This is a genomic window from Streptomyces sp. NPDC050485, assembly GCF_044458185.1.
Classification (GTDB): Bacteria; Actinomycetota; Actinomycetes; order Streptomycetales; family Streptomycetaceae; genus Streptomyces.
The window spans coordinates 149,127-164,462 of the sequence record NZ_JBITHR010000012.1 but is presented as its reverse complement, the minus strand read 5'-3'; the positions used below and the strand labels follow the sequence as shown (position 1 = coordinate 164,462).

The window sequence follows — 15,336 nt, the reverse complement described above, 5'->3', positions numbered from 1 at the left end:
ATGACAACTGCCGCACTCGAAACCGGAGTAGGGCCGATGCTGCGCGGCTGGCGCGAGCAGCGCCGGATCAGCCAGCTGGAACTCGCGCTGCGCGCCGACTCCTCGGCCCGGCACATCAGCTTCATCGAGACGGGCAGGTCCCGCCCGAGCGAGGACATGGTCCTGCGCCTCGCCGAGCACCTGGACGTGCCGGTCCGCGAGCGCAACGCGCTGCTCCTGGCGGCCGGTTACGCCCCGCACTATGCGCAGACCCCGCTCGACGACCCGTCGATGAGCTCGCTGCGGGAGGGCATGGAGCGGCTGCTGCGGGCCTACGATCCGTACCCGGCGCTGATGGTCGACGCGACGTACACGGTGCTCGCCGCGAACCGCGGCATCGAGATGCTGCTGGAAGGCGTGGCGGGGCATTTGCTCGCGCCGCCGGTGAACGCGATGCGGCTGACGCTCCACCCGGAGGGCCTCGCCCCGCGCATCCGCAATCTGCCGCAGTGGCGCGGCCATCTCCTCGAACAGATGCAACGGCAGATCGCGCTGCTGCGCAGCGACTCGCTGCGCGAGCTGTACGAGGAGGTCGCCGCCCACCCGGTGCCGGCCGCCCGGGAGGAGCCGGGCGAGGCCGGAAGCCATCCGGTGTTCCCCTTCGCACTGCCGCTGCGCATCGAACACGGCGGCACGGTGCTGTCCTTCATATCGACCATCGCCACGTTCAACACGCCGATGGACGTCACCGTCTCCGAGCTGGCCATCGAGACGTTCCTGCCGGCCGACCCGGAGACGGCGAAGTACCTTCAGTCGCAGAGCGCCTGATCCGGACGAGGCTTGGACAAGGCGCTATGCCATGGGCGGTACGCGGTCCAGGAACCCGGCGACGGAGCGGATCCGGCCGTCCTCGGCGAGGATGATCACATCGAACCCGGCGACCGGCGCCGACCCGTCGGCGACCGACACCAGCTCCCAGCCGAACCGGGCGATGTCGTGGTTGCCGTCGACGGCGCCGATCGCCCGGAACTCGAACCCGGGGAACTGGGCGTGCGCCCCGGCGATCACGGCGGCGACCCCGTCGTGCCCGGCGACCTGTGCGAGCGGGTCGGTGTAGGACCCGTCCTCGGTCCACGCGGCGGCGACGGCCTTGGCGATCTCCTCGGCGGAACCGGCGTTCCAGGCCTCGAAGTAGCGGGCGACGGCGGTCTCGTAGCGGTTCTGGGACATGGCGATCTTCCTCCGTGGGGTACGTGGTGACTGGTCAGAAGCTCGGGACCCGACCGGAGTGCGCCGCCCGGGTCCCGATGTCCGCAACTCTGCCGGGCGGCGCCCGACGGGTCGATTACCAGCGAGGTAATGCGATGGACGACAGCATGCCGACCGCGTGCCCGGGGAGCTCGAACGAGCCGATCTGGTACGCCTCTTACGGCTCCAACATGCGGCTCGACCGGCTCGCCCGCTACATCGAGGGCGGGCGGCCATCGGGGGCGGCCAGGACGTACCCGGGCTGCCGGGACCGTCGCCTGCCCGCCGAGTCCGTACCGGTGGAGCTGCGTGGGGCGCTCTACTTCGCGACCCGGTCCCCGGTGTGGGGCGGCGGCCGGGCCTTCTACGACCCACTGGCGGAGGGCCGCGTGCTGGCTCGCGCCCACCTCGTCTCGGCGGGCCAGTTCGCCGACATCGCGGCGCAGGAGATGTACCGGGAGCCCGGAGCCGATCTCGACCTCGGCGAGGTGCTGAGCACGGGGAGATCCGTACTGGGCACCGGGCGGTACGAGACCCTCGTCCGTACCGGCCGGATCGACGGGGTGCCCGTGCTCACGCTCACCGCCCCCTGGCGCATGGACGAGGTCGTCTGGACGGCTCCCTCGGAGGCCTACCTCAAAAACCTGGCAACTGGCCTGCTGGACATGGGTACTTGGGACGGCGACACGGTGGCCGCCTATCTGGCGGCGTGCCCGGGGGCGGCGGGGCGCTGGTCCGAGCGGGCCGTCGCACGCCTCCTGGAGAGCTGACGGGATGCCCGGCTCGCCTGGAGAGCCGACGGAATGCAGGCTTTCCGTACACGCCCGTTCGCCCGGACGGCCCCGGATCCGGGCACATGGCAGGCCTCGGGTGGCAAGATCTGCCCGATCGATGGGTTCGGCATCCCTGGAGTCCCATGTCCGGCAGGTCATGTTCCCGTGTGCGCCGGTGTGTCGCGGCGCTCGCCTTCGCGCTCTCGCTCGGGTGCGCCATGCCCCGGTCACTGCCCGGCGACGCGTACCCCGGCCCGTACTGGGTGAACCCCACGACCTCCGCCGCCGCGCAGGCCGCACAGTGGCGCTTGGCCGGCCGGAGCGCGGACGCGGCGCTGATGGAGCGGATCTCGCTGCGGCCCCAGGCGGAGTGGCCGCCCCCCGAAGGGGTCGAGCAGTCAGTACGGGGACTCACCGGCGCCGCCGCCCTCGCCGGACGCGTGCCGGTGCTCGTGGCGTACAACATTCCCCATCGCGACTGCGGCGGCCATTCGCAGGGCGGCACCGAGGACGCGGCCGCCTACGAGTCGTGGGTCGATGCCTTCGCGCGCGGCATCGGGGAGCGCCCGGCCGTCGTGATCGTCGAGCCGGACGCGATCGCGCACCTCCTGGACGGCTGCTCAAAGGCCCCCTCCGAGGAGCGCCTGTCCCTACTCGCCTACGCCGTCCGGCAGTTGAAGCGCGGGCCCGCGACGAAGGTGTACCTGGACGCTGGGCACTCCGGGTGGATCACCGACACGGGGAAGTTGTCGCGAACACTGCGGGAGGCGGGCATCGGACGGGCCGACGGGTTCTCGCTCAATGTGTCCGCGTTCCAGACGAACGCGTCCAGCGCCGAGTACGGCCACCGCCTGTCGGCCGCGCTCGGCGGCAAGCACTTCGTCGTCGACACCAGCCGCAACGGCAACGGCCCCTACTCCGGCAGCGAGTCCTGGTGCAATCCCCCCGGGCGGGCCCTGGGCGTCCCGCCCACCGCGAGCACCGGGGACGCGCTGATCGACGCCTATCTGTGGATCAAGCGCCCCGGCACATCGGACGGCACCTGCCGCGGCGGCCCGGCGGCGGGCACATGGTGGCCGGAGTACGCGCTGGAACTGGCCCGCGCGGCGAAGGCGTGAGAGCGCTCCAGGCTCGCCGCGCGCTTACGCGTGCTGCTTTCGGCCCGCCATCCACGCGTAGACCAGGACGCCCGCGAAGAGGAACAGCACGCCCTGGTAGACGGCCTCGTAGCCGGAGCCCGCGACGAGCCACATCGAGAAGCCGAAGGCCCCGGCCGCGAGGACGCCGTCGCGGATGAGGCGGGAGCGGTGCACGCGCTCGGACTGGCCGGAGACGAGGAAGTAGATCTGGGCGGCGGTCGACAGGAGGTAGGGGACGGTCGCCGTGAAGGTCGTCACCAGGACCAGGGTCTCGAAGACGCCCTTGGATCCGGCGGTGTAGTTGTAGACCGTAAGCAGCGAGGCGAGGACCGCGGTGACCAGCACGCCCACCGTCGGAACGCCGCGCTTCTTCTGCGCGAACACCTTCGGGAAGAGGCCGTCCTTGGCGGCGGCGTACGGGGTCTGGGCGCTCAGCAGGGTCCAGCCGTTGAGTGCGCCGACCATGGAGACGAGGGCGGCCAGGGCGACCGCGGTGCCGCCCCAGGAGCCGCCGAACATGGAGTTCACGGCGTCGGTGAAGGGGGCGGTGGAGGCGGTGAGCTTGTCGTGCGGGACCGTACCGAAGACGGAAAGCGTGCCCAGGAGGTAGATCACGGCGGCGCCCACGGTGCCGAGGATCGTGGCGCGGCCGACGTTGCGGCGCGGGTCGCGGACCTCGCCCGCGCTGACGGCGGCGGACTCGACGCCGAGGTAGCTGAAGAGCAGGATCGCGGCGGAGGCGGATATGGCGCCGAGCCCGGACTGCCCGTCGGCCTGGAAGGGCCCGAGGTTCGCCGGGTCGAAGAAGAACAGTCCGCCCACGGCGACCAGCAGCAGCGGGGCGAACTTCAGGACGGTGGAGACGAGTTGGACCACGCCCACGTACCGGGTGCCCGCGAGGTTGGCGAGGGCCGGGAGCCACTGGAGCAGCAGGGCCGCGGTGATGGTGGCGGCCTTGGAGTGCTGCACGGGTATGAGCACGTCGAGGTAGCCGACGGCCGCGACGGCGAGGGCCGCGTTCGAGACCCAGGTGGTGATCCAGTACGACCAGGCGGCGAGGAACCCGGCGAAGTCGCCGAAGGCCTCGCGGGCGTAGACGTAGGGGCCGCCGGTCTGCGGGTGGCGCTCGGCGAGCCGGCCGAAGACCAGCGCGAGCGCGATCGCACCTGCGGTGAGGACGGCGAACGCGACCAGGCTGATCGTCCCGAAGGGCGCGACGGAGGCGGGGAGCAGGAAGATTCCGCCGCCAATGATGTTGCCCATGACCAGAGCGGTCGCTGTAGGGAGATTGAGCCGAAACTTGTACTCTGGCTGTACTTGCAGGTCAGAGGGGGTGCGGTGGTGCATGGAGACATGTTCAGGCACTCAAAACATGGCTCCAAATCGCCCTCGTTCGTCCGGCGTGTCGCGCCTGAGACCGAAGATGCTCCTCCCCCGGCGACCGCTAGCAGGGGATCGTGCGGAACCCCCTGACAGGGAGGGACCCGAGTGGACTCCTGATCGGCGGTTCCCGTGTACGTGGTACGCGCAGCCGAGGCGGGCCGACTCCGCTGGGGCCATTGATGCCCTCTCAGGGGCGGTCCAGCCTGAATCGTTCCGCGTTCCACTCATCCGGGTCGTCGGGGACTGGCCAGGGGGGCGGAACGCACGGGCCGCCCCGCTCCGGGCAGAGGTCGTTGCTCTCCAGGCGCCAGACCACCGGTCTGCCACATACTTGGCAGCGCTTTGCCTCAACGTCGCGACCCGTCTCACCCTGATCGTCACGTGCCGTCATTTCCGTTCCCCCTTCGGCCGAACCGGGGCCTCGCACGGTCAGCGGGAAGCTCGCGTCTACTTGTGCCTCAGGCAGTTCAGCACGACGCCAATGGCGAGCAACCCGGCCCCCATGATGGCGAGAATGGCGCCGCCGCTGTTGGCGAACACGGCGACCACGAGCAGCCCGATACCGCCCACTATGAATCTCTTGTCAGCGCGGATCACGGCCAGAGGGTAGCGCACGACCCAACGGACATGAACACGACAGACCAGTCATGGCTACACGCCCCACACAACACGGCCACCCAAGCAACCAGCGAAGGAGACAACCAACCCAAGACCCCGCCGCACAGGTGAAAGATCAAGTTAGAGGCTGAGATCCCAGCCGGCAAAGGGACTTGGGCCCTGTCGGCATGGAAGAGCCCCTGCCGCTGAAGATCGAGGCAGGGGCCATTCTGTCCGGTGAGAGCTAGCTGGTTCGATACAGCGGCTCCTTGCAGCCTGTTGGGCAGTGGGCCTTCACCTGGACCGCTGGCAGGCCCTTGCCCTGTTCGGCGATGGCCTCCTTGACCGTGATCACCAGCGCGGCATTACAGTTCCGGCAACGCAGGGCCTCGTCACCGCTGTCCTTGACCGCCGCCTGAAGAATCCGATCAAGGCTCGCATCGTCGTCCATTGAGGCTCCTCCGCTCATCAGGGGTACCAGCGGTAGAAGCACACCATGCACGTCCATGCGCCACCACCAGTTGCTGCCATGGCTCCTCTGGGCGTACCTAGGTCAGCCGTATGCGCACGTTCACTCAGTGAACAGCGGCATCACCTTGTCGTGGGCCTCGCGCAAGTGGCGTCGCAGCGTCACCCGTGCGTCTACTTCCTGCGAAGCGTTGCGATCTCGCTTGGCCTGGCGAAGCTGAGCGATAGCGACGCTGCACAGCCCGCACCCTTCCACTACCTGGATCGTCTCGATAGCGGCTCGGCGTAGGCCTAGCGGTTGGTTCGATGAGTACATGGGTCGGCTCTCCTGGGTTGCTTGGCCATCTGCTCCTCCTTGCCGGAACTGGCTGGGAACCTCCTTCCACCAGAGCCAGAGTGTGAAGTCCGTTGGCGTAGAGCAGGAGGAGGGGCTTGCCCCGAACCCTGGTGGCTGGGAACCACTTCATTCTCTTCGGTGGACTACCAGGGCCGGGAATCTACGGGTTGTGCTTGATCCATACGGCTGCGAAGAACGCGCTGATGGTGACCACAGTCAGGAACATGGCGATCTTGTTCATCACTCCACGGTCCTGTCGTGCCGGATCTCCTCCACCTTCTTCAAGGCGATGGAGTGTGCTGCGTGGAAGGCCGAGCGAAGCTCCTGGACCTGCTCGTCGTCGGCCTCCAGGACGCCAGTGAACTCGCGCCGCATGGTCCGGAGCTGCGCGGCGATGTCAGACCAGTCGTCCGCTGTTCCCCTAGTGCTCACTGACCACGCCTGTCGTTGATCTTCCGCAGAGCGGAGAGGAACGCCCTCTTGGGCTTGCAGCGAGGGCACTTGCAGGCGGGCCACTCATTGACGGCCTGGCCGAGTGCAGTGCACACCGGGGGAGGCCCCAGCTCGATCTGCTTCGGCTGTGGCACCTGACTCGCCCACATGTTCGCTCTCCTCTGGCCTGAACTCCCTTACCTGGTAATAGAGTTCCGCGTCGCGGGTACGATCACCAGCAGGTGGGTATCGGAGTCCGATCGAGGTAAACGGCATATGCCACGAGTTAGTGAGCCAGACCCCAGCCAGGGTCTGGAGCAGTACATCGGGAACCAGGTGCAGGAGGCCCGACTGGCAAGGGCCAAGGTCAAGTTCGAGGGTCATGACTGGTCGCAGACGTTCCTAGCTGCGCGGGCCTTCGTCAGTCAGTCGCGGATCTCCGAAGTAGAGACGGGCAAGGTGCCGCCTGACAGGGGCCTCGCCCAGAAGCTCGAAGTGACACTCGGCCTGCCGCGTGACTCCCTGGTGAACCTGATCCGGATCCTGGAGCAGGCGACGGTTCGGGACTACGCGAAGCCGTTCCTGCGTCGCCAGGAAGAGGCCAGCATGATCCATGCTGTTGGGCTCGTCGTGCCTGGTCTCCTACAGACGCCGGACTACGCACGAGAGCTGATGCTGTCTGGGCAAGCGGGCGACCCAACTGACATCGACTCGTACGTTGACCAGCGCATGGCTCGACAGAGGGTCTGGGAGCGAAGCAACCCGCCTTGGATGTCAGCGGTGTTGGACGAGGGCGTCTTGCACAAGGCGACCCTCAAGCAGCTCGAACGCCTCCTACAGGCCCAGGAGACGCCGAACGTCAGCATCCAAGTTTTGCCGTCCGGAGCGGGTCACATCATGGGTACGCTTTACATCCTGACGCATCCAGACGGCGCCCGGGGTGCCTACACAGAGGGCTTCGACATCGGGAACTACAGCGAAGATGTAGACACGGTGCTGAGGTTCCAGAAAGTCTATGATCGGCTCGCCGCAAGCGCGTTGACGACTGAGGTGACCACGGACCGGATCAACGAAGCACTGAAGAGGTCGAAGTGAGCGAGATGACCCCCAACTGGCACAAGTCCACCTACAGCGGTGGCGGAAGCAACGACTGCATCGAGGTTGCCGACAACCAGCCTGGGGTTGTCCTGGTCCGTGACACCAAGGATCACGGCGCGGGCACCGTGAACGTCTCGGCTAGCTCGTGGAGCGCCTTCGTGGCGTTCAGCCAGACTGTCTGAGCGGCCGACCTCGGCGATGAAGGAGCCTGCGGCGCGGACGGCGTTGGCCGGGTCCGAGAAGTAGGCGAAGTATCCGGCGCGGGAACGGTTGCGGGGGCCGCGCCGGGCGGCCGCCGTCAGGACGAGGGCCACCCGGTCCCGCACGACGAACGACCAGACCAGCGCGCTGAGCGGGCCGAACGCGCCCGCGCCGCCCCAGCCACCCTGCCATAAGGGCGCAAACGGTCACAGGTGGTGCGGCGCGGGGGAGGTCAGCAGCCGTCGTAACCGGCGGTGGGCATCGACAGGCGCCGGTGGATGTGCGCCTTGTGCGTCGCGTCGTAGGCGGGCTCGTCAAGGCCGGCCGTCTCCAGGCGCACGCCGCGCCGCTCGCACTCGGCGGAGAACTCCGGCACGGACGTCAACGCCCGTGCCAGGACACGCTCGTTGGGCGCCACGAACACATCGACACGGCCCGCGTCGACATCCGTCCAGAGGCCGGCGTGGTCCGGACGCAGACCGTAGAAGAGCAGTTGCGCGGTGACCACGTATCCCCGGCCGGCCGCCCAGCGCGCGCACATCTCGTGCTGGCTGCGGGTGTCCACCAGGAAGGGATCGAGATCGAGTTCTTCGAGCGGGGTCAGGCTGGCGATCGCCGCCACCCGTACGTCGTCCATGGCCGTCCCCCTGTATGAGCCGTCGTGGGGCGACCCTACTCCCGCCCGTCGACCTGGGCTCGACGTCAACGAGCGTCGAGCCGAGGAGGGGACTGCGCGCCGGTGGAGGTCACCTGGTGGGATCAGGCCACCTGCACGATCGAGGACGGCGGCGTACCACTGCTGACCGATCCGCTCTTCGCGCGCCGCCTCCCGCATCCGCGGCGGCACCGGGGCGCGGTGCCGCCGCGCGAGGCCGCGGTGGCCGACGCCGTGCTCGTCTCGCATCTGCACGCCGACCATCTGCACCTGCCCTCCCTGGCGCGGCTGGCGCCCGGCACCCGGCACCCGGCACCCAGCACCCAGCACCCAGCACCCAGCACCCAGCACCCAGCACCCAGCTGATCGTGCCGGTGGGCGCGACGCGTGCGGTGCCGGGGCTCAAACGGCTCGGGCTGCGGATCACCGAGGTGCGGGCCGGCGGTGGTGCGGGCCATGCGTTCCGGTACGGCTCAGGGGTCGCGCAGTTCCGCCAGGGCGGCCGCGAGCGTGCCCAACGCCTCGTGTACGTGCGGCAGTTGCAGCGGGTCCGGCGCGTCGAGGGACGCCAGGCGCTGCTCCTGGGTCGCGCCGAGCAGCGGGCCGGTGGCGAGACGGACGCGGAGCGCGCCGAGTTCGTCGCCGAAGCGGTGGCCGCCGGGCACGGGGGCGGCCAGGCGGGCCGTGAGGTAGTCCTCCAGTTCCATGGAGTCGGTGACGCCGTGTGCGGCGAGGCGGGTGCGGAAGGGGCCGAGGTCGGCGTAGAGGTGGCGGCCGGCCTGCGGGGGCCGGGCGATGGCGCCGGCATCGAGTACGGCGTGGTGGGCGGCGGCCGCAACGCGCGCGTGGAGTGCCGCCGCCCGCCGGGTCCGGTCGGCGACCGGCGGGGGTTCGGTGAGGGCGAGCGCGGCGGCCGCGGCGACCGGCGCGGCGACGACGGCGCCAAGCGCGGTGAGGATGTCCAGGGTGCGGGCCCGGCGCTGGTCGCTGGGCGCGGTGTCGGGGAAGCGGGCGACGGCGGCGGGCCAGCCGGGCGGGGTGAACGCGCCGCCGAGGTCGGCCAGGACGGTCACGTCGTCGGGGCACATCTCGGCGGGGCTGAGCAGCATCGTCTCGTGGGGGCGGTGGACGGTGTCCCGCCAGGTTTCGTCGCTGATGATGTGCAGTCCTTCGCCGATGGCGGCCTCGCAGGCCTCGCGCATGGTCTCGGGCGGCGCGACGGTCGCGGTCGGGTCGTCGGCGACGGAGAGCAGCAGGAGCCGGGGCCTGCCGCCCTCGGCGCGTACCCGGCGGACGGTTTCGAGCAGGGCGTACGGGTCGGGTACGCCACCGCATTCGGCCGGGGTCGGCACGTGGTAGGCGGGCCGGCCGAGCAGCCGGGCCTGCGGGGTCCACCAGGCCGGGCACGGGCGCGGCATCAGCACGTCGCCGCCGTACGCGCCGAGCAGGGCGATCAGGAGGGGCTGGGCGCCCGGGGCGGCGACGACCCGGTGCGGTGCGGTGGGCAGCGCGCGCCGCAGCCAGTAGCCGCACGCGGCCTCGCGCAGTCCGGGTCCGCCGCCGGGCGGCTCGGGTTCGGTGCGCCCCGCGCCGGCCGTGAGCCGCGCGGTGAGTTCCGGGAGCACGGGCAGTCCGGGCCCGGGCGCGGGCGGCCCGTAGCGCACCGGGCCGCGGCCTTCGGCGACCGTCCCCTGCATGCCGTTCCCTCCTCGGCCCTGTCGGCACCACCAGCCATGCCTTTCAAGCCTTTATACGGAGGTTTGGCCCGGGCCGCCGCTTGTGCGCCCGCCTGCGAGAGCCCTGGGCGATCGGTTCGCGTACGCTCCGGGCGCGGTCAGCCGGCGCTCCCTGAAACGGTGCGGCCGATGGTTTTCGCCGTGGGAGCACCGGCCGGGCGGCGTGGCACGCCCGGAGCGGACAGCCGCTCCCACGGGCGCGCCTCCGGTCCGAAGCACGAGGTTCGCCTGCCCGGGGCCGGTCGGGGCACGTGCGCCGTTCCAGCGGGCGTCTCAGGCGCGCCGCCCCAGGAGAGCCAGCAGCTTCGTCTGTACGTCGGCTCCGGGCGGCGGGGTCACGGGCTCGGCGAAGAGGCCGGTCTTGGACAGTCCGGCGGCGTACGGGGCGACCTCGCGGGCCGCGAAGTCGACCAGCGCGTCAGGGAGTTGCTCGTCGGCGCCGATCGCGCGCGAGAGGTCCCAGGCGTGCACGACGGCGTCGGTGATCATCTGGGCGCAGTACGCGGCGCCGAGCGTGCGCCCGTAGGAGAGCTGCACCGTACGGTCCATCGCCCCCCGCACCTTGAACGCCGCGCGGGCCCCTTCGGCGGCGCCGTCCCAGGCCCCGACGGGATCCTCACCCAGCACGTCGCCGTCGAAGGCGTCGCCGACGTCCGCGATGGTGCGCTGCTCGCTGACCAGCGGTGGCACCCAGAGCTGCTCCGCCACGAGGTGATTGACCAGATCCCGTACGGTCCACTCGGTGCACGGAGTCGGGGCGCCCCATTGGTCCTGGCGCACCTGGTGGACCCGGGAGCCGAAGAGGTCGAGGGCGTCGGCGTGGTGGCGAAGGGCAGATCGGCGCTCATCCATGCCTCCCACCATCCCCGCACATCGGCCGGGCCTCAAGCGGGCAGCGCCGGGTGGCACCCGGCGACGTGCCCGGCCGGCCGGGGCTGCGCCGGGCCGGGCGGCTACAGCGTGACGCGTTCGGCCGGCTTGAGCAGGTGCAGCTTGTCGCTGAGCCCGGCCGCGGCGAACGCCTCGACCAGGGTGTCCGGGCCCTGGGTGAAGTGGGCCCAGTGCTCGAAGTGCAGCGGTACGACGTGCCGCGCGCCCAGGATCGCGGCGGCCTCGGCGGCGGCCGCGCTGGACAGCGTGAGGTCGCCGTCGAGCAGCGCGGTGCGGGCGCCGCCCGCGAAGAGCACGGCCACGTCCACGGGGCCGAAGCGGTCCGCGATGGTGCGCACGTGGTCGAGGGAGGCGTTGTCGCCGCTGACGTACACCGTGGGCAGACCGTCCCCGTGCAGGACGAATCCGGTGACCTCGCCGACCACGGGTTCGCTGCCGTCGGGGCCGTGCAGCGCGGGCACGCCGGTGATGCTCAACCGCCCGGTCCGGTACGTCTCCCAGTTGGGCAGCACCGTGACGCGGTCGCCGAGTCTGCCGTGCGCGGCGGCCGTGGAGAGCACGACGGGTGCCCGGTCGAGGTAGTCGCGGCCGGACCGGTCCAGGTTGTCGGGGTGCTGGTCGTGCGAGAGCAGCACCAGGTCGGGGACGCCGATCTCCTCGGCTCCGATGCCGGGCCCGGCGCTCTTGACCAGTTTGCGCTGCCCGATCGGGTAGTCGCCGGGGGCGTCGAAGGTGGGGTCGGTGACCAGCCGCACCCCGCCGATCTCGATGACGGCGGTGGGGCCGCCCACGTACTGGATGGCGAGATCGCTCATGATTCCCTCCCGAATTGATCACTGCCTGGCGGGAGGACAACCCGGTCCGGTGCCCCACCTATTCCCATGGGGGGCTCTGCGGTCGGCGGCGCGTGCGGTGGTTGAGGAGAGGCGGCGGCAGGCCGGGCCCGGCCGCTCGAATGTCACGCCGGGCCTCAGCACGCGCGTCCAGATAGCAAGACACGTATCTCAACATTCGGCCAGCCGCTCTAAAGTGGCGGTACCACCAGGGCAGTTCACCGAAAGGGAGTCCGGTCATGTCGCAGGAGACGCCTCGGGCAACGGCGCGCGAGACCGCCGTCTACACCCACGGCCACCACGAGTCCGTGCTGCGGTCGCACACCTGGCGCACCGCCGCCAACTCGGCGGCCTACCTCATCGGTGAACTGAAGCCGCACATGCGGGTCCTGGACATCGGCTGCGGACCGGGCACCATCTCGGCCGATCTGGCCGCGCTGGTGCCGGACGGCCATGTGACGGCGGTCGACCACGCGCCCGGCATCGTCGAGCAGGCCCGCGCGCACGCGGCCGAACGCGGCCTGGAGAACATGTCGTTCGCCGTCGCCGACGTCCATGCGCTGGACTTCCCGGACGACACGTTCTGCGTCGTGCACGCGCATCAGGTGCTGCAGCACGTCGGTGACCCGGTGCTGGCGCTGCGCGAGATGCGCCGGGTCACCCGGCCGGGCGGGATCGTCGCGGTCCGCGACAGCGACTACGGCGCGTTCACCTGGTTCCCCGAGGTGCCGGCGCTGGACGGCTGGCTGGAGCTGTACCACCGGGTCGCCCGCGCCAACGGCGGCGAGCCGGATGCCGGGCGGCGGCTCAAGTCCTGGGCACTGGAAGCCGGTTACACCGACATCAGGTCCTCCGCTAGTACGTGGTGCTTCGCCACCGAGGAGGAGCGCGCCTGGTGGAGCGGGCTGTGGGCGGACCGTACGGTCGCCTCCGGGTACGCGGGCCTGGCGGTGGACGGCGGACATGCCACGGCGGCCGAACTGACCGCGGTCTCCGAGGCCTGGCGGGCCTGGGGCGTGCGGGACGACGCCTGGTTCATGGTCCCGCACGGCGAGATCCTGTGCCGGGTGTGACCGGACGACCGGGAGAAGCGCACCGGTGCGGCGCGCAAGGGACGGGCCATCGCCCCGGGCACCCCGATCGCCTGCCGCGGACGATCTCGCCCAACTAGGCTTCGGGGCATGGACATCCTGGGAACCACGCTGCGCATCTGCGTCGCCGACCTGGAGAGCGCGATCGTCTTCTACGAGCGCGTCACCGGCACTCGGGCGCTCCGCTTCGACCGCAGCGGCGTGTCCGTCGCCGCGGTCGGCTGCTTCCTGCTGATGAGCGGGCCCGAAGAGGAGATCGAAGTGCTGCGGAAGGTGGCGGCGACGGTGGCGGTGGCGGACGTGGACGAGGCACACTCCACCCTCACCGAGGCCGGGGCCCGCATCATCGCGGGCCCGGTCCCGACCCCGGTGGGCCGCAATCTGATCGCCCTCCACCCCGACGGCTCGGTCTTCGAGTACGCGGACCGCAAACCGGCGCACTGAACAACGAGCCCGCGCTCAGCCCGCCAGGGGGCACCCCCTAGCCCGGGCCAGGCCGCATCCGGTAGTCGTATCGGTCGGGGAGCGGGTCGTCGGTGAGACGGGTCCACACGTCGTTCAGGGTCTCCTCGCCCTCGCGCAGGTCGGCGACCTCGAAGCCCGTGTCGAAGAGGGCGCGGGCGGCTGCCGGGTTGCCCTCCGCGAGGAGGAGTTGGGCCTCTACGAGGCGGAACCGGCCACGGTCGCGGACCGGGGGCCGCAGCCGGTCCCAGACCGCTCGGGCCTCCTCGGGCCGATGCTCGGCCAGCAGCGTCTCGATGACTTCGCGGCCGAGCGCGGCGGAGGCGGCCGTCCACTGGGCGCCCTCCCTGCGCTCCTCGCAGAAGTCGTCGAAGGCCTCGGCGTAGCGGTCGGCGGCCCGGCCGGGGTTGCCGGACAGCCGGTCCGCGACGGCCAGGCAGCGCAGCAACGGCCAGCGGGACGGGGCGAGTTGAAGGCCCCGCTCCCAGCTGCGGACGGCCTGCGCGCGGTCGCCCGCATGCCACTGGGCGACGCCCAGGTGGTATTCGGTGAGCGGGTCGGCGGAGGCCGTCTCCAGCATGTCGCGCCAGTGCGGGGCGACCAGGGTGGGTCCCGGCGGGGTCACCTTGCGCGGCTCCGGAAGGAGGCCGGTGCGCAGCAACTCCAGCCAGGGCCGCTGCTCCTGAGTGAGCGTCACCTCGGGGAAGGGGGTGCCCGGCAGCTTCATTCCCGTACGCAGGACTTCGAGGGCGCCCCAGCCCGATCCGGTGGCGAGGCGCTCGCCGGGTTCGGCGTCGGCGTACGGACGCCAGGCGGCGTACGCCTCGTCCACCGCGGCGCGTGGCAGAGCCTGCTCCAGTCTGCTGGCCACCTCGGCACGGGCGGCCTGCCAGTCGGCGCCGTGCACGACCGGCCCCGCTGCGGACAGCGGTCCGTACGCCTCCAGCCAGGCGAACTCCGCGCCCGAATCGAGCGGGACGTGCTCCAGTTGGGTGCGGGCGAGGCCCGCCTGGATCTCGGCGTATCCGGAGGTGCCCGGCTCGGTCAGCCACTGCTGCCAGCGGCGGCCGCCGCGCCCCGCGCCCCACAGGAAGAGTTTGCGGCCGCGCAGGGTGTCCGTGGAGGTCTGGACGAGCCCCCGGCCGCTCTCGTCCAGCGAGGCGATCCAGCGGCGGGCGCCGTCGGGGACTTCGTAGAAGTAGTCGGCGGGGTACTCACCGCGCAGCGGGTACGTGCGGTCCGCGCCGTCCCACGCCGGGACGGGAACGCGCCGCAGGGCGTGGTCGTACCCGAAGTGCCAGGCCTCGTCGGCCGGGGCGACGACCCGGGTGCCCTCGCCCTCCTCGACCGCGATGTTGGACCACCAGTAGACGGGTGCGGTCTTCTCGTGGGGATTGCGGATGCGTACGCCGACGTACAGGAAGTCGGAGTCGTCGGGGAGCCAGAGGTCCACCTGGAAGGGGAGGTCGCGCAGCCGCTCCCACTCCCAGAGGCGGACCATCTCGCCGCCGTCCGGTGCCGGGACGAGGGCCGCGTGGACGGGGGCGCAGGACAGGGCGGTGTGGCCGGTGGCGCCGATGTTCCACTCGATGCCGCCGGAGAACCAGGCGCCGTTGAGCGCGAAGTCGGCGGGCTGGAACACCGGGTTGGTGTAGAGGAGTTCACGGCCGGTCGGCTTGTGGAGGAGGGAGTGGACACGGCCCCCGAGGCCCGGCAGCACGGTGGCGCGCAGCCGGTCGTTCTCGATCACGATCGAGTCCAGCTCGACCGTGGACCGCTCCCGCCCGTAGCCGTCGAGCACGCGCACGGGCAGCAGCGTCTCCAGCGGCTCGTACCCGATCTGGCGGGCCATGTCCCGGGGCATCCCCTCGCGCGCCCGCTCGTCGAGTTGGTGCGTCTCGTCGCGCGGCCGCAGCGCGGGCAGGGGGTTCGGCTCGCCCAACTGGGCGCCGGGCAGGGTCAGTACGGCACGTCGCACAGTGGTGGCCAAGGCAACCTCACTCCCTCGTGCGG

General features: G+C 71.0%; 17 protein-coding genes and 2 pseudogenes. 8 read left to right on the top strand and 11 right to left on the bottom strand.

Annotation, left to right across the window (positions count from 1 at the left end; genetic code table 11):
* Positions 1-807 carry a helix-turn-helix domain-containing protein gene (locus ACIBK6_RS24345; protein WP_399053442.1) on the top strand — a complete coding sequence of 269 codons (807 nt, stop codon included), beginning with the start codon at positions 1-3 and terminating at the stop codon, positions 805-807.
* A 24-nt stretch (positions 808-831) separates the two neighbouring features.
* Here the strand turns inward: ACIBK6_RS24345 and ACIBK6_RS24340 are convergent, their stop codons facing one another.
* Positions 832-1,209, bottom strand: coding sequence for a nuclear transport factor 2 family protein (locus ACIBK6_RS24340; RefSeq protein WP_399053441.1), 378 nt, complete (start codon positions 1,207-1,209; stop codon positions 832-834).
* A 134-nt stretch (positions 1,210-1,343) separates the two neighbouring features.
* On the opposite strand from ACIBK6_RS24340, the gene ACIBK6_RS24335 reads away from it, so the two are divergent.
* The gene (locus ACIBK6_RS24335) at positions 1,344-1,997 is read left to right on the top strand and encodes a histone deacetylase (protein ID WP_399053440.1); all 654 of its coding nucleotides are present in this window, start codon (positions 1,344-1,346) and stop codon (positions 1,995-1,997) included.
* 221 nt (positions 1,998-2,218) lie between these two features.
* Complete coding sequence (locus ACIBK6_RS24330) at positions 2,219-3,118, top strand: glycoside hydrolase family 6 protein (RefSeq protein ID WP_399053549.1); 900 nt, start codon at positions 2,219-2,221, stop codon at positions 3,116-3,118.
* Between the two features lie 24 nt (positions 3,119-3,142).
* Here the strand turns inward: ACIBK6_RS24330 and ACIBK6_RS24325 are convergent, their stop codons facing one another.
* From ACIBK6_RS24325 to ACIBK6_RS24310, 4 genes are all read right to left on the bottom strand, one after another.
* Positions 3,143-4,486, bottom strand: coding sequence for an amino acid permease (locus ACIBK6_RS24325; RefSeq protein WP_399053439.1), 1,344 nt, complete (start codon positions 4,484-4,486; stop codon positions 3,143-3,145).
* 483 nt (positions 4,487-4,969) lie between these two features.
* Complete coding sequence (locus ACIBK6_RS24320) at positions 4,970-5,119, bottom strand: hypothetical protein (RefSeq protein ID WP_399053438.1); 150 nt, start codon at positions 5,117-5,119, stop codon at positions 4,970-4,972.
* 244 nt (positions 5,120-5,363) lie between these two features.
* A complete protein-coding gene (locus tag ACIBK6_RS24315) occupies positions 5,364-5,570 on the bottom strand; it encodes a hypothetical protein (protein WP_399053437.1) in 207 nt (68 codons plus the stop codon).
* Between the two features lie 594 nt (positions 5,571-6,164).
* A complete protein-coding gene (locus ACIBK6_RS24310; RefSeq protein WP_399053436.1) occupies positions 6,165-6,356 on the bottom strand; it encodes a hypothetical protein in 192 nt (63 codons plus the stop codon).
* A gap of 168 nt (positions 6,357-6,524) precedes the next feature.
* On the opposite strand from ACIBK6_RS24310, the gene ACIBK6_RS24305 reads away from it, so the two are divergent.
* Positions 6,525-7,451: a Scr1 family TA system antitoxin-like transcriptional regulator gene (locus tag ACIBK6_RS24305; RefSeq protein WP_399053435.1), complete on the top strand. Its 927-nt coding sequence runs from the start codon at positions 6,525-6,527 to the stop codon at positions 7,449-7,451.
* 5 nt (positions 7,452-7,456) lie between these two features.
* Positions 7,457-7,636 carry a DUF397 domain-containing protein gene (locus ACIBK6_RS24300; protein ID WP_399053548.1) on the top strand — a complete coding sequence of 60 codons (180 nt, stop codon included), beginning with the start codon at positions 7,457-7,459 and terminating at the stop codon, positions 7,634-7,636.
* Here ACIBK6_RS24300 and ACIBK6_RS24295 read toward each other — a convergent pair.
* Both ACIBK6_RS24295 and ACIBK6_RS24290 read right to left on the bottom strand, forming a co-directional pair.
* A pseudogene (locus tag ACIBK6_RS24295) lies at positions 7,589-7,774 on the bottom strand (phosphodiesterase); the annotation flags it as partial. The gene ACIBK6_RS24300 and the pseudogene ACIBK6_RS24295 overlap by 48 nt on opposite strands.
* Positions 7,775-7,887: 113 nt before the next feature.
* Positions 7,888-8,292: a hypothetical protein gene (locus ACIBK6_RS24290; protein ID WP_399053434.1), complete on the bottom strand. Its 405-nt coding sequence runs from the start codon at positions 8,290-8,292 to the stop codon at positions 7,888-7,890.
* Between the two features lie 102 nt (positions 8,293-8,394).
* Between ACIBK6_RS24290 and ACIBK6_RS24285 the strand changes: the two are divergent.
* Positions 8,395-8,753, top strand: a pseudogene (locus tag ACIBK6_RS24285) (MBL fold metallo-hydrolase); the annotation flags it as partial.
* Positions 8,754-8,783: 30 nt separating this feature from the next.
* Here the strand turns inward: ACIBK6_RS24285 and ACIBK6_RS24280 are convergent.
* The 3 genes from ACIBK6_RS24280 to ACIBK6_RS24270 all read right to left on the bottom strand — a co-directional run bounded on the left by ACIBK6_RS24280 (position 8,784) and on the right by ACIBK6_RS24270 (position 11,752).
* Entirely contained in the window at positions 8,784-10,007 is a 1,224-nt protein-coding gene (locus ACIBK6_RS24280) for an aminotransferase class I/II-fold pyridoxal phosphate-dependent enzyme (RefSeq protein WP_399053433.1), read from the bottom strand.
* Between the two features lie 312 nt (positions 10,008-10,319).
* Positions 10,320-10,898: a TIGR03086 family metal-binding protein gene (locus ACIBK6_RS24275; protein WP_399053432.1), complete on the bottom strand. Its 579-nt coding sequence runs from the start codon at positions 10,896-10,898 to the stop codon at positions 10,320-10,322.
* A gap of 101 nt (positions 10,899-10,999) precedes the next feature.
* The gene (locus tag ACIBK6_RS24270; protein ID WP_399053431.1) at positions 11,000-11,752 is read right to left on the bottom strand and encodes an MBL fold metallo-hydrolase; all 753 of its coding nucleotides are present in this window, start codon (positions 11,750-11,752) and stop codon (positions 11,000-11,002) included.
* Between the two features lie 257 nt (positions 11,753-12,009).
* On the opposite strand from ACIBK6_RS24270, the gene ACIBK6_RS24265 reads away from it, so the two are divergent.
* Both ACIBK6_RS24265 and ACIBK6_RS24260 read left to right on the top strand, forming a co-directional pair.
* Entirely contained in the window at positions 12,010-12,843 is an 834-nt protein-coding gene (locus tag ACIBK6_RS24265) for a class I SAM-dependent methyltransferase (RefSeq protein WP_399053430.1), read from the top strand.
* Positions 12,844-12,951: 108 nt separating this feature from the next.
* Positions 12,952-13,305: a VOC family protein gene (locus tag ACIBK6_RS24260; protein WP_399053429.1), complete on the top strand. Its 354-nt coding sequence runs from the start codon at positions 12,952-12,954 to the stop codon at positions 13,303-13,305.
* Between the two features lie 37 nt (positions 13,306-13,342).
* Here ACIBK6_RS24260 and ACIBK6_RS24255 read toward each other — a convergent pair whose 3' ends face one another.
* Positions 13,343-15,313: a DUF5107 domain-containing protein gene (locus tag ACIBK6_RS24255; RefSeq protein WP_399053428.1), complete on the bottom strand. Its 1,971-nt coding sequence runs from the start codon at positions 15,311-15,313 to the stop codon at positions 13,343-13,345.
* Positions 15,314-15,336: the final 23 nt, after the last annotated feature.

Coding starts and splice junctions, on each gene's coding strand:
- ACIBK6_RS24345 (WP_399053442.1), top strand. CDS start 1: ATGACAACTGCCGCACTCGAAACCGGAGTAGGGCCGATGCTGCGCGGC.
- ACIBK6_RS24340 (WP_399053441.1), bottom strand. CDS start 1,209: ATGTCCCAGAACCGCTACGAGACCGCCGTCGCCCGCTACTTCGAGGCC.
- ACIBK6_RS24335 (WP_399053440.1), top strand. CDS start 1,344: ATGGACGACAGCATGCCGACCGCGTGCCCGGGGAGCTCGAACGAGCCG.
- ACIBK6_RS24330 (WP_399053549.1), top strand. CDS start 2,219: ATGCCCCGGTCACTGCCCGGCGACGCGTACCCCGGCCCGTACTGGGTG.
- ACIBK6_RS24325 (WP_399053439.1), bottom strand. CDS start 4,486: ATGCACCACCGCACCCCCTCTGACCTGCAAGTACAGCCAGAGTACAAG.
- ACIBK6_RS24315 (WP_399053437.1), bottom strand. CDS start 5,570: ATGGACGACGATGCGAGCCTTGATCGGATTCTTCAGGCGGCGGTCAAG.
- ACIBK6_RS24305 (WP_399053435.1), top strand. CDS start 6,525: ATGTTCGCTCTCCTCTGGCCTGAACTCCCTTACCTGGTAATAGAGTTC.
- ACIBK6_RS24300 (WP_399053548.1), top strand. CDS start 7,457: ATGACCCCCAACTGGCACAAGTCCACCTACAGCGGTGGCGGAAGCAAC.
- ACIBK6_RS24290 (WP_399053434.1), bottom strand. CDS start 8,292: ATGGACGACGTACGGGTGGCGGCGATCGCCAGCCTGACCCCGCTCGAA.
- ACIBK6_RS24280 (WP_399053433.1), bottom strand. CDS start 10,007: ATGCAGGGGACGGTCGCCGAAGGCCGCGGCCCGGTGCGCTACGGGCCG.
- ACIBK6_RS24275 (WP_399053432.1), bottom strand. CDS start 10,898: ATGGATGAGCGCCGATCTGCCCTTCGCCACCACGCCGACGCCCTCGAC.
- ACIBK6_RS24270 (WP_399053431.1), bottom strand. CDS start 11,752: ATGAGCGATCTCGCCATCCAGTACGTGGGCGGCCCCACCGCCGTCATC.
- ACIBK6_RS24265 (WP_399053430.1), top strand. CDS start 12,010: ATGTCGCAGGAGACGCCTCGGGCAACGGCGCGCGAGACCGCCGTCTAC.
- ACIBK6_RS24260 (WP_399053429.1), top strand. CDS start 12,952: ATGGACATCCTGGGAACCACGCTGCGCATCTGCGTCGCCGACCTGGAG.